The following is a 13,855-nucleotide window of genomic DNA, read 5'->3' as shown; positions in this document are numbered from 1 at the left end:
CTCCTTGCTCAGGCGGAGGTGACGGACGCAGGAGCGGCGGTCTGGAAGCGGTCGTAGCCCTCGGCCTCGAGGCGGTCGGCGAGCTCGGAGCCACCCTGCTCGGCGATCCTGCCGTCGACGAAGACGTGGACGAAGTCGGGCTGGATGTAGCGCAGGATCCGCGTGTAGTGCGTGATCAGCAGCACACCGGCGCCCGTGGTCTCCTTGGCGCGGTTGACGCCCTCGGACACGATGCGCAGGGCGTCGACGTCGAGGCCGGAGTCGGTCTCGTCGAGGATGGCCATCTTGGGCTTGAGCAGCTCCATCTGGAGGATCTCGTGGCGCTTCTTCTCGCCACCGGAGAAACCCTCGTTGACCCCGCGCTCGGACACGGCCGGGTCCATCTTGAGGTCGCTCATCGACTGCTTGAGCTCCTTGACCCACATGCGCAGCTTGGGCGCCTCGCCGTCGATGGCGGTCTTGGCGGTGCGCAGGAAGTTGCTCACCGTGACGCCGGGGACCTCGACGGGGTACTGCATCGCAAGGAAGAGCCCGGCGCGGGCGCGCTCGTCGACACTCATCGCGAGGACGTCCTCGCCGTCGAGGGTGACGGTGCCACCGGTGACGGTGTACTTGGGGTGGCCGGCGATGGAGTACGCCAGCGTCGACTTGCCCGAGCCGTTGGGGCCCATGATCGCGTGCGTCTCACCGGAGTTGATGGTCAGCGTGACGCCACGCAGGATCTCCTTGGTGCCCTGGTCGGTGTCCACGGTGACGTGGAGGTCCTTGATGACCAGTGTGTGGTTCGCGGTGCTCATGAGGTGGAATCTCCCTGGGTCTTCAGGGCGACGAAGACCTCGTCGCCCTCGATCTTGACGTGGTGGACGGCGACCGGCACGGTCGCCGGGGGCCCGGACGGCTCGCCGGTGCGGATGTCGAAGCGTGAGCCGTGGAGCCAGCACTCGAGGGTGCAGCCGTCGATCTCGCCCTCGGAGAGCGAGACGTTGGCGTGGGTGCAGGTGTCGTCGATGGCGTGGACCTCGCCGTCCGCGGTGCGGATGATCGAGATGATCCGGCCGTCGACCTCGGCCGCAGCGGCGCCCACGGTCGGGAGCTCGTCGAGCGAGCAGACCCGGACGAAGGACCCTGTGGTCGCGGACGGGACGGTCTCACTCACGCCGTCGCCTCCAGCTCTCGGTCGATGGCCTCCATCAGGTGCTCCTCGATCTCCGGCACGCCGATGCGTCCGACGATGGCGGCAAAGAACCCACGGACGACCAGGCGTCGCGCGGTGTCCTCGTCGATGCCACGAGCCTGCAGGTAGAAGAGCTGCTGGTCGTCGAAACGGCCTGTCGCAGAGGCGTGCCCGGCACCGGCGATCTCGCCGGTCTCGATCTCGAGGTTGGGCACCGAGTCGGCGCGGGCGCCATCGGTCAGGATGAGGTTGCGGTTGAGCTCGTAGGTGTCGGTGCCCTCCGCGGACGCACGGATGAGGACGTCTCCGACCCAGACCGTGTGGGCGCTGTCGCCCTGGAGGGCGCCCTTGTACTCGACGTTGGAGCGGCAGTGCGGCGCCTCGTGGTCGACGAAGAGACGGTGCTCCTGGTGCTGGCCGGCGTCGGCGAAGTAGACGCCGAGCGCTTCGAACGAACCGCCGGGTCCGGCATACGAGGCGTTGGTGTTGAGCCGCACGATGCCGCCGCCGAGCGTGACCGCGATGTGGCGCACCGTGGCGTCGCGGCCGACGACGACGTCGTGCTGGCCCAGGTGCAGGGCGGTGTCGGCCCACTCCTGGACCGTGACGACGGTGACGTCCGCGCCGTCACCGACGACGACCGAGAGCAGCTCGGAGTACTGGGCGTCGCCCTCGTGGCGCAGCACGATCGTCGCCTTGGCGAAGTTGCCGACCCGGATGACGGTGTGGCCGTGGGACAGCACGCCGTCGCCCGTGAGGACGAGGCGCACGGGCTCGGTGAGCTCGGTCTCGGCCGGGATGTCCAGGACGGAGATCGACGCAGCTCGGGCGGCAGCGATGACCGCAGCACGGTCGGCCGGCTTCGGCGCACCGCTGCCCTGCCACTCCTCGCGAGAGATCGATGAGACGGTCACTCCGTCGGGCAGCGACTCGTCGCGGCGCAGCGGGGTCCCGTCCGCCTCGGCGAAGAGCGCCCGAAGGCGGTCGACGGGGGTGAAGCGCCAGTCCTCCTCGCGACCGGACGGGACGGGGAAGTCCGCGACGGCATACGAGGTCGTGCGCTCGGCACGCGACTGGTCGGGCACGAACGCCTCGGCGGAGTCCGTGTGGGCACCGACGAGAACGGGTCCGTCGGTCGTGTTCTTCTGGGCCAGAAGGCTCATTTAACCGACGGCTCCTTCCATCTGAAGCTCGATGAGGCGGTTCAGCTCGAGGGCGTACTCCATGGGCAGCTCCTTGGCGATCGGCTCGACGAAGCCGCGCACGATCATGGCCATGGCCTCGGTCTCGGACATGCCTCGGGACATGAGGTAGAACATCTGGTCCTCGGACACCTTGGAGACCGTGGCCTCGTGGCCCATCGTCACGTCGTCCTCGCGGATGTCGACGTAGGGGTAGGTGTCGGAGCGGCTGATGGTGTCGACGAGCAGGGCGTCACAGACGACGCTCGACTTCGAGCCGTGCGCGCCCTCCAGAATCTGCACGAGACCGCGGTAGGACGTGCGGCCACCGCCACGGGCGACCGACTTCGACACGATGGTCGACGAGGTGTTGGGAGCCGCGTGGACCATCTTGGAGCCGGCGTCCTGGTGCTGGCCCTCGCCCGCGAAGGCGACGGAGAGCGTCTCGCCCCTGGCGTGCTCGCCCATGAGGAAGACGGCGGGGTACTTCATCGTGACCTTGGAGCCGATGTTGCCGTCGATCCACTCCATCGTTGCGCCCTCGGCGCAGGTCGCGCGCTTGGTGACGAGGTTGTAGACGTTGTTGGACCAGTTCTGGATCGTCGTGTAGCGCACGCGGGCGTTCTTCTTGACGATGATCTCGACGACCGCCGAGTGCAGCGAGTCGGACTGGTAGATCGGCGCTGTGCAACCCTCCACGTAGTGCACCGAGGATCCCTCGTCGGCGATGATCAGCGTCCGCTCGAACTGGCCCATGTTCTCGGTGTTGATCCGGAAGTAGGCCTGGAGCGGGATGTCGACGTGGACGCCGGGGGGGACGTAGATGAACGAGCCACCGGACCACACGGCGGTGTTGAGGGAGGCGAACTTGTTGTCACCGGCGGGGATGACGGATGCGAAGTACTCGCGGAAGAGGTCCTCGTGCTCGCGCAGGCCCGTGTCGGTGTCGACGAAGATGACGCCCTTCTCCTCCAGGTCCTCGCGGATCTGGTGGTAGACGACCTCGGACTCGTATTGGGCAGCGACGCCGGCGACGAGGCGCTGCTTCTCGGCCTCGGGGATGCCGAGGCGGTCGTAGGTGTTCTTGATGTCCTCGGGCAGGTCCTCCCAGGAGGTGGCCTGCTTCTCGGTGGACTTCACGAAGTACTTGATGTTCTGGAAGTCGATGCCGGTGAGGTCGCTCCCCCAGGTCGGCATCGGCTTCTTGCCGAACAGGCGCAGCGACTTCAGGCGCAGGTCCTCCATCCACTGCGGCTCACTCTTGCGCCGCGAGATGTCGAGGACGACGTCCTCGTTGAGCCCGCGCCGGGCGTTGGTGCCGGCAGCGTCGCTGTCCGCCCATCCGAAGTCGTAGCGGCCGAGGTCCTTCAGACCTGGGTTGAGTTCCTCGATGGTGCTCATCGCGTGGACCCTTCTGTTGTGGGGACGAACGTGGTGCACACGTGATCTCCGTGCGCGAGTGTTGCGAGTCGTTGGACGTGCACGCCGAGGAGGCGCGAGAACGCGTCCGTTTCAGCGTCACAGAACTGAGGAAATTCCCGTGCGGCGTGCTGGACGGGGCAGTGACCCTGACACAGCTGTATGCCGGAGAGCCCGGTCGGTGCACTGCCTCCCGTTGCGCTGGGCTCACCCATGGGGCGTGCCGACGCCGCGAAACCGTCGCGGGTCAGCGCGGCCACGAGGGTCTCGACCCGAGCGGCAGGCTCGGGGCCAGCCCCAGCGAGCTCCGCGGCATACCGCTGTTCGAGCACCCCGATGCGGGACTCGGCGAAGCGGCGGACGGCTTCGGGACCGGCCTCGCTGGCCAGGAACCGCAGGGCCTCGGTCGCGAGGTGGTCGTAGTCGGACTCGAGCGCCTGGTGGCCGTCGTCACTGAGGACGAACGACCGGGCCGGGCGTCCACGGCCACGGCTGGCCAGGGCCACGACGCGCTCGTCGATGAGCCCGGACTCGGTGAGGTTCTCGAGGTGGCGGCGCACGGCGGGCACGGTCAGGCCCAGCTCGTCAGCCAGCGCGGTCGCGGTCACCGGGCCGAGCTCACCGATGGCCTGCAGGATCCGGTCGCGCGTGCGCGACTCGAGAACCAGAGGCACCACGGTGCTGGCCGGGATATTCACAACACCCATGTTACGTAATTAGGCAACCCTTGGGAAACAAAGGTGACCCTTAACGCTCAGCTCTGGGCGCCGTCGTCGCCCTCGTCCGTGTCGGGAAGGAAGACCGACGGCATCCGCTCGCGCCGGGGCGCCACCGCGTCGGTGCCGAAGAGACGCTCTCGCACCGGCGCGGTGAGGACACCGAGGGGGGCCTGGAGGATGTAGCCGTAGGCGATGACCAACCCGGTGAGGCCGGGCTCGATCACCAGGCCGGCGATGATCGCCAGCGCTGCCAGTGTGGTGGTGATCCAGCCCGTGCGACCTTGCGGCGAGAGCAGGTTGCGGAAGGACCGGAACCGGATGGAGGTGACCATGAGCACCGCGGGCACGAAGCTCACGATGACCGGCACGACCAGCGAGGTGTCGTAGCCGCCCGCCTCGGGCTGGTTGAGGGCGAAGATCGTCGCCATGACGACGGCGGCCGCCGCCGGGCTCGGCAGGCCGACGAAGTACCGCTTGTCGGCCGTGGGGTCGATGGTGACGTTGAAGCGCGCCAGCCGGAAGGCCGCGCAGCCCAGCCAGAAGAAGGCTGCCAGCCAGGACAGGATGGGGTAGTCCGGCAGGGCCCACGTGTGCACGAGGATCGCCGGCGCGAAGCCGAAGGCGATGAGGTCGGCGAGCGAGTCCATCTGCAGGCCGAAGGGCGAGGTGGCCCCGACGAGTCGCGCCACCCCGCCGTCGGCGATGTCCATGAGAATCGAGACGGCGATGAGGACCGCGGCGAAGGTGAACTCCCCGCGGAACGCGAGCAGCACGGACGACAGGCCGCTCATCATGTTGACGATGGTGAAGAACGTCGGCGCGGTGACCCGCAGCCGTTCGCGCTTGCTCAGCTGGCGCAGCGACACGACCTCGGCGCCGGTCGGCGAGATGAGCCGCCAGCGGTCGAAGCGTCGCCGACGGCCCACGTCCTCGCTCACGTCGCGTCGCTCTGGGACGGCCATCGTGCGATGACGGTCTCGCCGGCGACCACGCGCTGGCCCGACCGGACGAGGAGGTCGGCCTCCGGCGGGACGAAGACGTCCATGCGCGAGCCGAACTTCATGAGGCCGATGCGCTGACCGGTGGTGAGCTCCTCACCCACGGCGACGCGCGTGACCACGCGGCGCGCCATGAGCCCGACGATCTGGCGGAAGTGGACGACACGGGTGCCGCCGGGCACCTCACGCTCGATCACGAGGTCGGTGCGCTCGTTGAGGTGCGCGCTCTCGTGCTTGTATGCCGCGAGCCACCTGCCGGGCCGGTAGGTCACCTCGCGCAGCCGGCCGCCGTAGGGCGCGCGGTTGATGTGGACGTCAAAGGCCGACAGGAAGATGCTCACCTGCTGCCACTCCCCCTCGGGTGCGACGCCCTCCTGGCCCGGGCCGGCATACATGACCTTGCCGTCGGCAGGTGACACGACGGTGTCGGCGTCGAGCGGGTCGCGGTCCGAGGTGCGGTCGGGGTCGCGGAAGAACAGCGCCACGGCTGCCGGCAGCACAGCGAGGGTCAGGGCCGCTCCCCGCCTGCCGGCGAGGGCCGCCACGAGGGCGGGGACGGCTGCTACGGCGGTGGCCGGGGCAGCCTCGCGGTCGATGGTGACCATGGGACTCCTTGGGTCGAGTGGGGGCCAGCCTAGGATGTGCGCCGTGTCTGCAGTCGAGGTCGTCGGTCTGCGCCGTGATGTCGGCGCCGTGCGGGCCGTCGACGACGCCTCGTGGTCCGCACAGTCTGGCGCAGTGACGGCAGTCCTCGGTCCCAACGGTGCCGGGAAGACGACGACGATGGAGTGCCTCGAGGGGCTGCAACGGCCCACGGCCGGCACCGCCAGGGTTCTCGGCGTCGACCCGTGGCGCGCCCCGGCCGAGCACCGGGCGCGCATCGGCGTGATGCTCCAGGACGGCGGACTGCCCGTCTCCACGACGGCGCGGCGCCTGCTGCGCCACGTCGCCCGCCTCCACCGGTTCCCCGCCGATGTCACCACGCTGATGACCCGACTCGACCTCGAGCGGGTCGGTGACCGCTCGGTCCGTCGGCTGTCCGGCGGAGAACGGCAGCGTGTCGCACTCGCAGCGGCGCTGGTCGGTCGCCCCGAGGTCGCGTTCCTCGACGAGCCGACCGCGGGACTCGACCCGCACGCACGACTCGAGGTGTGGGACCTCGTGCGTGAGACGGCGCAGTCCGCAGCGGTCGTCGTGACGACACACTCCTTCGAGGAGGCCGAGCGCCTCGCCGACCACGTCGTCATCATGAACCTGGGGCGTGTCGTGGCCGAGGGCTCCCTCGCCGAGGTGTGCGACGGCCGCTCCCTCGAGGAGCGCTACTTCTCGCTCACGCGGGGGGTCCGGCGATGAGCACCTCGCCGAGCGAAGTGGCGGCTCCCGCGTCGCGCACGAGCCGGTGGCTCGCCCAGGCCCGGTTCGAGACGGCGACGACCCTGCGGCACGGCGAGCAGCTCCTCGTGGCCATCGTCCTCCCTGCGCTCGCACTGGTGGGGCTCACGCTCTCCGACTCCCCCGAGCTCGGCGCAGGACGCCGCATCGACCTCGCGACCGCCGGCGTCCTGGCCCTCGCCGTGGTGTCGACAGCCTTCACCGGTCAGGCGATCGCCACGGGCTTCGACCGCCGCCACGGCGTGCTGCGCTTCCTCGGCGCCACCCCGCTGGGCCGCGAAGGCCTCATCGCCGGCAAGCTGGGCGCCGTCGCGCTGGTGGTCGGCGTGCAGCTCCTCCTGCTGGGCCTGCTCGCGGCCTGCTTCGGGTGGCACCCGGAGCCCTCGGGTCTGGTGCCCGCGCTGGTGACGGTCGCGCTCGGGGCCGCCGCCTTCCTGTCCCTCGCCATGCTGCTGGCGGGCACGGTGCGGGCCGAAGCCGTCCTCGCGCTGGCCAACCTGGCCTGGGTGCTGCTGCTGGGTCTGGGGATTCTCCTGCCGACCGACCGGCTTCCCGGAGCCCTGGCGAGCATTGCCGGCCTGCTCCCCTCGGGCGCCCTGGGCGATGGCCTGCGCGCTGCCCTGGTCCACGGACAGTGGCCCCTCGCCCAGTGGCTCGTGCTCCTCGTGTGGACCGGAGTGGCCGGCAGCGCCGCCGCCCGGTGGTTCCACTGGTCGGACTGAGCAGAGTCACCAGGCGGCAGGAGCCAGTGGGTGGGCTCGCATGCTGGTCACCTACCCTGCGGGGGTGAGAATGCCGTCCTCCGCGAACTACTCGCGCATCCTGTTGGCGAACCTCGTGGCCCAGGTCGGGATCATCGTCTCGGGCGGCCTCGTCCGCCTCACCGGCAGCGGCCTCGGTTGCCCCACCTGGCCGCAGTGCGTGCCGGGCTCCTACGTCCCGGTCCGGGAGCAGGCCGAGGGGTTCCACAAGATCATCGAGTTCGGCAACCGCACCCTGACCGGTGTCCTCGGAGTCCTTGCCGTTCTCGCCGTCGCCGCGGTCTGGAAGTGGGCCCCCGTGCGGCGCCTCAAGATCGCGGCCGTCGTGGTTCTGGTCGGCGTCCTCGTCCAAGCGCTCCTCGGCGGACTGACCGTTCGCCTGGGTCTGCACCCCGCCACGGTGGCCGCCCACTTCCTCGTCTCCGCCTGCCTCGTCGCGGCCGCGTCCTACCTCTGGTTCGCACGCAACGAGCGAGAAGGGCGCCCCACGCCGCTGGTCCACGACCTGGTCCGCCGGGTGGCCTTCGTGACCTGCGGACTGGGCGCGGTCGTGCTCACCCTCGGCACGGTCGTCACCGGGTCCGGCCCACACTCCGGGGATGCCGACACCCCGGCCCGGTTCGGCTTCGACCCCCGCACGATCTCGTGGCTTCACGCCGACGCGGTGATGCTCTTCGTCGGGCTCGTGGTCGCGGTGTGGCTCGCGACCCGCCTCTCGTCCGCGCCGGCGTCGGTGAGCTCGGCGTGGCGGGTCGTCCTCTACGTGACCCTCGCCCAGGGAGTGATCGGCTACACGCAGTACCTCACCGACCTGCCCGAGGTGCTCGTGCTGACGCACATGCTCGGCGCTGCTGCGCTCGTCGTGGTGCTCACCAACGGCGTCGTCGCACTGAGGAGGATTGCACAAGAGTAGTTGCACAAGCGTTCTTGTGGGTTTATCGTTCCGGACATGACGTCCAGAGAACGGCCCTCGGACGGTGTCCGCACGATCACCGACGCCAAGGCCCTGTCGGCCATGGCGAACCCGTTCCGCTCGCGCATGATGGATGCCCTCACGGTCGACGGGCCCTCCACCGCCTCCGGGCTGGCGGCCCGAACCGGGCAGGCCGTCGGCTCGGCGAGCCACCACCTCAAGGTGCTGAGCGAGGCCGGCCTGGTGCAGGAGGCGCCCGAGCTCGCCAGGGACCGTCGCGAGAGGTGGTGGCGCCTCGTCGACCCCGGCACGCGGTGGTCTCGCGCCGACTTCGCGTCGGACACGGCCGCCGTCACAGCGGCGTATGCCGCGGAGGCGCTCACCGTGCAGCGCCAGTTCGAGCGGGTCCAGGAGTGGAACGCCAACGCTGCGACGGTCCCGGAGTGGGACGATGCAGCCTTCGCCACGCAGAACTGGATGCACCTGTCCCCCACCGAGCTGCGCGAGGTCGCGGACGAGCTGATCGAGATCCTCATGCGGTGGAGCCGGCGTGAGGTCCCGGATGACGGGGTGGAGCGTGAGTCGGTCTTCGTCTTCTCACGTGGCTTTCCCGCCCAGCCATGACCGCGCCCGCGTCGACGGCGCAGGCCATGGCCGCACCTCCTCCGCTGGGACGCAACCGCAATTTCCGGCTCCTCTGGGCCGGCGAGGGCATCAGCGTCCTGGGCTCGATGACGACGACCGTGATCTTCCCGCTTCTGGCGGTGACCCAGTTCCACGCCGGACCGTTCTGGATGGGGCTGCTCACGGGCGCCATCTGGCTTCCCTGGCTGCTCCTCGGCCTCGTCGCCGGAGCGTGGGTCGACCGCTCGGACCCCCGCCGGGTCATGATGCGTGCCGACCTCGTCGCCGCGGCCGCGGTCGCCAGCGTTCCGGTCGCCTGGGTCCTGGATGTGCTCACCCTCCCCCACCTCGTCGCCACCGCGCTGGCACTGGGCTGCTCGTCGGTCTTCTTCCGCACGGCATACGCCGCATTCGTCCCGCGCGTCATCCCCGGTGACGACCTGGAACGCGCCAACTCGCGCATCTACGGCACCGAGTCGGCGATGCAGGTCGGCGGACCGGGCGTGGGTGGCCTTCTCGTGCACGTCTTCTCTGGCGCGTATGCCGTCGCGATCGATGTCGTGAGCTATCTCGCCTCGTGGGTCTGCCTGGCTCGGATGCGGCCCGCGGAGCTCGGGCCGCCGCCGGCTCGAACCGAGAGCCAGCCGTTGCTGGTCCAGGTGCGCGAGGGCGTGGCCATCGTGGCGAGCGACCCCTACCTGCGCTTCATGACCCTGCTCGGCAGCGTCGGGAACTTCGCGCTCACCGGCTATGGCGCGCTGCTCGTGCTCTTCATGGTCCGGTACATCGGCCTGGCGCCGGGCACCGTCGGCTTCGTCATGGCGGGCGGCTCGGTCGGCGGCCTCCTCGGCGCCACCCTGGCCACGCGCACCACGCGATGGCTCGGCACCGCCGGCGCGCTGCGATGGCTCCAGGTCCTCGGCGGACCACCCGCGGTGCTCATCGGTCTCGCCCAGCCGGGCGCCGGGGCCGCCCTGGTCGTCCTCGGCTCGTTCTTCGTGGGCCTGGGCGTCGTGGGCGCGAACGTGGTGCGGGCGTCGTTCCGGGTCCGCTACACGCCGGCCGAGCTCCTGGGGCGCACGATGGCGACGTCGTCCGTGCTCAACTTCGGGACGATGCCGCTGGCCGCCCTGCTCGCCGGTGGGCTCGGGACGTGGATCGGGGTGCGCGAGACCATCATCCTCATGACCGTGGTCCACGCGCTCGGCTCGTTGGCCGTGTTCGTGGGTCCCTATGCGCGCGGGCGCGACCTGCCGGCTCAGCCGATGGTGAAGTGGACCAGCGGGTCGATCGCGACCGCCAGGAAGAGCAGCGTCACGTAGGTGATCGAGAAGTGGAAGAGGCGCATCGGCTTGAGCACCTTGGTGGCGGCACCCGTCCTGGCGAGGTGCAGGAGCCGGTGGGCCTCGCCGATGAAGACGGCACCGCTGACGACAGCGGCCACGAGGTAGATCCACCCCATGTCGGCGACCGGCACCAGGGCCAGCGAGACGGCGACCATGACCCAGCTGTAGGCGACGATCTGGCGGGCGACGGCCTTGGCACCGCGCTCCACCGGAAGCATCGGGACGTGGGCGTTGGCGTAGTCGTCCTTGAACGCCATCGACAACGGCCAGTAGTGCGGCGGGGTCCAGAAGAAGATGACGAGGAAGAGGATGGCGGCCGGCCACTGCACCGTGCCGGTCACCGCCGACCAGCCGATGAGCGTGGGCATGCACCCCGCGACACCCCCCCAGACGATGTTCTGCGGAGTGCGGCGCTTGAGAACCATCGTGTAGAGCACGGCATACAGGGCAATGGCGCCGAGCGACAGCAGGGCGGACGCGACGTTGACGAACGCGACGAACCACGCGGTCGACACGATGGTCAGGGCCGCACCGAAGAGCAGACCGGCCCGTGGGCTGATCTCGCCGGTCACCATCGGGCGGCTGCGTGTGCGATCCATGAGCGCGTCGATGTCGCGGTCGTAGACACAGTTGAAGGTGTTGGCCGCCCCCGCACTGAGGGTGCCCCCGATGAGGGTGGCCACGACGAGCCACAGGTTCGGGACGCCGCGCTCGGCGAGGAACATCACCGGAACCGTTGTCACGAGCAGCAGCTCGATGATGCGCGGCTTGGTCAGAGCGACATAGTTGCCCACCGATCGCTTCCAACCGGTCGTCGGCAGAGCCGTCGAGGTGGTGCTGATCGGGGCGGTGGCCACGGCGTCCTTCGGGGTAGATCACGATGCGGTGGGACGGTGAAGTCACCACGAGTCTAACCGGGCGGGACGGAGTCCCTCCCACCGGTTGGCTGCGGTCTAGGGTGGGTTCAACGGCTTGACCTGCATCACCTTCCGCTCGACGTCAGAGAGGCTCCACGTGACCACCACCCCGACGAAGGCAGGCAGGGCCACCACCCGCCGCCGCACCTCGACCGCGACCCCCGCTCGTTCCACCGCCCTGGCCCGTCCCACGGCGCGACGCGCGAAGTGGAACGACCTCGACGTGAGAGCCGTCGACACGGTGCGCGTCCTCGCCGCCGACGCGGTGCAGAAGGTCGGCAACGGCCACCCCGGTACGGCCATGAGCCTGGCCCCCGCGGCCTACCTGCTCTTCCAGAACGTCATGAGGCACGACCCGTCCGACCCCACGTGGCTGGGTCGTGACCGGTTCGTCCTCTCGTGCGGCCACACCAGCCTGACCCAGTACATCCAGCTCTACCTCTCGGGCTACGGCCTCGAGCTCTCGGACCTCAAGGCGCTGCGCACCTGGGGGTCCCTCACCCCGGGCCACCCGGAGGTGCACCACACCAAGGGCGTCGAGATCACCACCGGGCCGCTGGGCTCCGGCATGGCCTCCGCCGTCGGCATGGCCATGGCCCAGCGGCGCCAGCGTGGCCTGCTCGACCCCGACGCCAAGCCCGGCCAGAGCCCGTTCGACCACCACATCTGGGTCATCGCCTCCGACGGCGACCTCATGGAGGGCGTGTCCTCCGAGGCCAGCTCCCTCGCCGGCCACCAGGAGCTCGGCAACCTCACCGTCATCTACGACGCCAACTCGATCTCCATCGAGGACGACACCGACATCTCCTTCTCGGAGGACGTGGCCAAGCGCTACGAGGCCTACGGCTGGGAGGTCGCGGACGTCGACTGGCGCAAGACCGACGACCCGGCCGGGACCAGCAACTACGTCGAGGACGTGGACGCCCTCCTGGTTGCTCTGGAGAAGAGCAAGAAGTCCTCCAGGCCGACGCTCGTGCGGCTGCACACCGTCATCGCCTGGCCCAGCCCGACCAAGAAGGGCACGGGCAAGTCCCACGGCTCCGCCCTCGGTGAGGAAGAGGTCGCCGACCTCAAGACGCTCCTGGGCTTCGACCCCAAGAAGACCTTCGAGGTCGACAGGGCCGTCCTCGCCCACGCGCGCAAGGTCAAGGCCCGGGGCAAGGCCGCCCACAAGGAGTGGAACAAGGCCTACGCGGTCTGGCGCCGCCAGAACAAGGACGCCGCCACCCTCCTCGACCGGCTCGTGGCCACCCAGCTCCCCGAGGGGCTCGACGCAGCGCTGCCGACGTTCCCGGCGGACGAGAAGGGCATCGCGACCCGGGCCGCTTCCGGCAAGGTCCTCACCGCCCTCGCGCCGATCATGCCCGAGCTGTGGGGTGGCTCCGCAGACCTCGCCGAGTCCAACAACACGACGATGGAGGGTGAGCCCTCGTTCATCCCGAAGTCGAAGCAGACCGACGCGTGGAAGGGTGGCCCATACGGCCGCACCCTGCACTTCGGCATTCGCGAGAACGCGATGGGCATGATCCTCAACGGCATCGCCCTGGAGGGGCTGACCCTTCCCTACGGCGGCACCTTCCTCGTGTTCTCCGACTACATGCGTCCAGCGGTGCGCCTGGCGGCCATCCAGCAGCTCCCCGTGACCTATGTCTGGACCCACGACTCCATCGGTCTGGGCGAGGACGGTCCGACGCACCAGCCGATCGAGCACCTCGCGTCGCTGCGTGCCATGCCAGGGCTCGACGTCGTGCGTCCGGCCGACGCCAACGAGACGGCCGCCGCCTGGTCCGCGATCCTCCACAACCGCTCCACGGCGGCGCTGGCCCTCAGCCGGCAGGCGCTCCCGACGGTCGACCGGTCGACGCACGCCAAGGCGAGCAACGTGGCCAAGGGCGGCTACGTCCTCATCGACGGCGGCGCCGACGGCAAGGGCCGGCCCGACGTCATCCTCGTGGCGACCGGTTCCGAGGTCTCGGTGGCGCTCGACGCGCGACTGGCCCTCGAGAAGTCCGGCGTGAGCACCCGGGTCGTGTCCATGCCCTGCCGGGAGTGGTTCAACGCCCAGACCAAGGCCTACCAGGACAAGGTGCTGCCGCCCGACGTGCGGGCCCGCGTCAGCGTCGAGGCCGGAGTGGCCCAGGGCTGGCGCGAGATCGTCGGCGACGCCGGCCGCTGCATCAGCATCGAGCACTTCGGTGCCTCGGCCGACGCGAAGACCCTCTTCACCGAGTTCGGCTTCACCCCCGAAGCGGTGGTCAAGGCCGCCAAGGACTCGCTCAAGGCGGCCCGCGTGGGCACCGGCGTGGCCCCCGCCACCGTCACCGCACCCCGCAGCCGCAACGACACCGGGACCGACGTCCCCACCACCAAGAAGCCTGCCCGCAAGAGCGCGGCCAAGGCTGGGAAGTGAG

At 69.9% G+C, this 13,855-nt stretch carries 14 protein-coding genes; 6 read left to right on the top strand and 8 right to left on the bottom strand.

Annotated elements, in window-relative coordinates; translation table 11 throughout:
- Positions 1–8 precede the first annotated feature (8 nt).
- The 7 genes from sufC to ASG74_RS12525 are packed head-to-tail and all read right to left on the bottom strand — an operon-like array spanning position 9 to position 6,096.
- Positions 9–797, bottom strand: a complete 789-nt coding sequence (sufC, locus tag ASG74_RS12555) for a Fe-S cluster assembly ATPase SufC (RefSeq protein WP_056143983.1) — start codon at positions 795–797, stop codon at positions 9–11.
- A complete protein-coding gene (locus ASG74_RS12550) occupies positions 794–1,156 on the bottom strand; it encodes a non-heme iron oxygenase ferredoxin subunit (RefSeq protein ID WP_056143980.1) in 363 nt (120 codons plus the stop codon). Before ASG74_RS12550 ends, sufC begins: the two co-directional genes overlap by 4 nt.
- On the bottom strand, positions 1,153–2,337 hold the full coding sequence (gene sufD / locus ASG74_RS12545) for a Fe-S cluster assembly protein SufD (RefSeq protein ID WP_056143977.1): 1,185 nt from the start codon (positions 2,335–2,337) through the stop codon (positions 1,153–1,155). Before sufD ends, ASG74_RS12550 begins: the two co-directional genes overlap by 4 nt.
- A complete protein-coding gene (sufB, locus tag ASG74_RS12540) occupies positions 2,338–3,756 on the bottom strand; it encodes a Fe-S cluster assembly protein SufB (RefSeq protein ID WP_056143974.1) in 1,419 nt (472 codons plus the stop codon).
- Complete coding sequence (locus tag ASG74_RS12535; RefSeq protein ID WP_200942607.1) at positions 3,753–4,481, bottom strand: helix-turn-helix transcriptional regulator; 729 nt, start codon at positions 4,479–4,481, stop codon at positions 3,753–3,755. The genes sufB and ASG74_RS12535 overlap by 4 nt, the downstream gene beginning before the upstream one ends.
- A 47-nt stretch (positions 4,482–4,528) precedes the next feature.
- The gene (gene pssA / locus ASG74_RS12530; RefSeq protein ID WP_235498939.1) at positions 4,529–5,431 is read right to left on the bottom strand and encodes a CDP-diacylglycerol--serine O-phosphatidyltransferase; all 903 of its coding nucleotides are present in this window, start codon (positions 5,429–5,431) and stop codon (positions 4,529–4,531) included.
- Positions 5,428–6,096, bottom strand: coding sequence for a phosphatidylserine decarboxylase (locus tag ASG74_RS12525; protein WP_056143968.1), 669 nt, complete (start codon positions 6,094–6,096; stop codon positions 5,428–5,430). Before ASG74_RS12525 ends, pssA begins: the two co-directional genes overlap by 4 nt.
- 34 nt (positions 6,097–6,130) lie before the next feature.
- On the opposite strand from ASG74_RS12525, the gene ASG74_RS12520 reads away from it, so the two are divergent.
- From ASG74_RS12520 to ASG74_RS12500, 5 genes are all read left to right on the top strand, one after another.
- A complete protein-coding gene (locus tag ASG74_RS12520) occupies positions 6,131–6,844 on the top strand; it encodes an ABC transporter ATP-binding protein (protein WP_056143965.1) in 714 nt (237 codons plus the stop codon).
- The gene (locus ASG74_RS12515) at positions 6,841–7,605 is read left to right on the top strand and encodes an ABC transporter permease (RefSeq protein WP_056143962.1); all 765 of its coding nucleotides are present in this window, start codon (positions 6,841–6,843) and stop codon (positions 7,603–7,605) included. Before ASG74_RS12520 ends, ASG74_RS12515 begins: the two co-directional genes overlap by 4 nt.
- Positions 7,606–7,675: 70 nt before the next feature.
- Positions 7,676–8,557: a COX15/CtaA family protein gene (locus ASG74_RS12510; RefSeq protein WP_056144746.1), complete on the top strand. Its 882-nt coding sequence runs from the start codon at positions 7,676–7,678 to the stop codon at positions 8,555–8,557.
- A gap of 36 nt (positions 8,558–8,593) precedes the next feature.
- Positions 8,594–9,181, top strand: coding sequence for an ArsR/SmtB family transcription factor (locus ASG74_RS12505; RefSeq protein WP_056143953.1), 588 nt, complete (start codon positions 8,594–8,596; stop codon positions 9,179–9,181).
- Entirely contained in the window at positions 9,178–10,503 is a 1,326-nt protein-coding gene (locus ASG74_RS12500) for an MFS transporter (RefSeq protein ID WP_056143950.1), read from the top strand. The genes ASG74_RS12505 and ASG74_RS12500 overlap by 4 nt, the downstream gene beginning before the upstream one ends.
- On the opposite strand, the gene ASG74_RS12495 is transcribed toward ASG74_RS12500, so the two are convergent.
- A complete protein-coding gene (locus ASG74_RS12495) occupies positions 10,440–11,384 on the bottom strand; it encodes a heme o synthase (protein ID WP_056143949.1) in 945 nt (314 codons plus the stop codon). The genes ASG74_RS12500 and ASG74_RS12495 overlap by 64 nt on opposite strands.
- A 157-nt stretch (positions 11,385–11,541) precedes the next feature.
- Here ASG74_RS12495 and tkt point away from each other — a divergent pair, with 157 nt between their 5' ends.
- Positions 11,542–13,854: a transketolase gene (tkt, locus tag ASG74_RS12490; protein ID WP_056144742.1), complete on the top strand. Its 2,313-nt coding sequence runs from the start codon at positions 11,542–11,544 to the stop codon at positions 13,852–13,854.
- Position 13,855: the final 1 nt, after the last annotated feature.

The sequence above is a fragment of the Knoellia sp. Soil729 genome (assembly GCF_001427985.1).
GTDB lineage: Bacteria > Actinomycetota > Actinomycetes > Actinomycetales > Dermatophilaceae > Knoellia.
This window is presented reverse-complemented; position numbering and strand designations above follow the sequence as displayed.

What these genes read in the sequence shown, in the direction of transcription:
- sufC (WP_056143983.1), bottom strand. Translation starts at nt 797, where the DNA reads ATGAGCACCGCGAACCACACACTGGTCATCAAGGACCTCCACGTCACC.
- sufB (WP_056143974.1), bottom strand. Translation starts at nt 3,756, where the DNA reads ATGAGCACCATCGAGGAACTCAACCCAGGTCTGAAGGACCTCGGCCGC.
- ASG74_RS12515 (WP_056143962.1), top strand. Translation starts at nt 6,841, where the DNA reads ATGAGCACCTCGCCGAGCGAAGTGGCGGCTCCCGCGTCGCGCACGAGC.
- ASG74_RS12525 (WP_056143968.1), bottom strand. Translation starts at nt 6,096, where the DNA reads ATGGTCACCATCGACCGCGAGGCTGCCCCGGCCACCGCCGTAGCAGCC.
- ASG74_RS12510 (WP_056144746.1), top strand. Translation starts at nt 7,676, where the DNA reads ATGCCGTCCTCCGCGAACTACTCGCGCATCCTGTTGGCGAACCTCGTG.
- sufD (WP_056143977.1), bottom strand. Translation starts at nt 2,337, where the DNA reads ATGAGCCTTCTGGCCCAGAAGAACACGACCGACGGACCCGTTCTCGTC.
- ASG74_RS12520 (WP_056143965.1), top strand. Translation starts at nt 6,131, where the DNA reads ATGTGCGCCGTGTCTGCAGTCGAGGTCGTCGGTCTGCGCCGTGATGTC.
- ASG74_RS12505 (WP_056143953.1), top strand. Translation starts at nt 8,594, where the DNA reads ATGACGTCCAGAGAACGGCCCTCGGACGGTGTCCGCACGATCACCGAC.
- ASG74_RS12535 (WP_200942607.1), bottom strand. Translation starts at nt 4,481, where the DNA reads ATGGGTGTTGTGAATATCCCGGCCAGCACCGTGGTGCCTCTGGTTCTC.
- ASG74_RS12500 (WP_056143950.1), top strand. Translation starts at nt 9,178, where the DNA reads ATGACCGCGCCCGCGTCGACGGCGCAGGCCATGGCCGCACCTCCTCCG.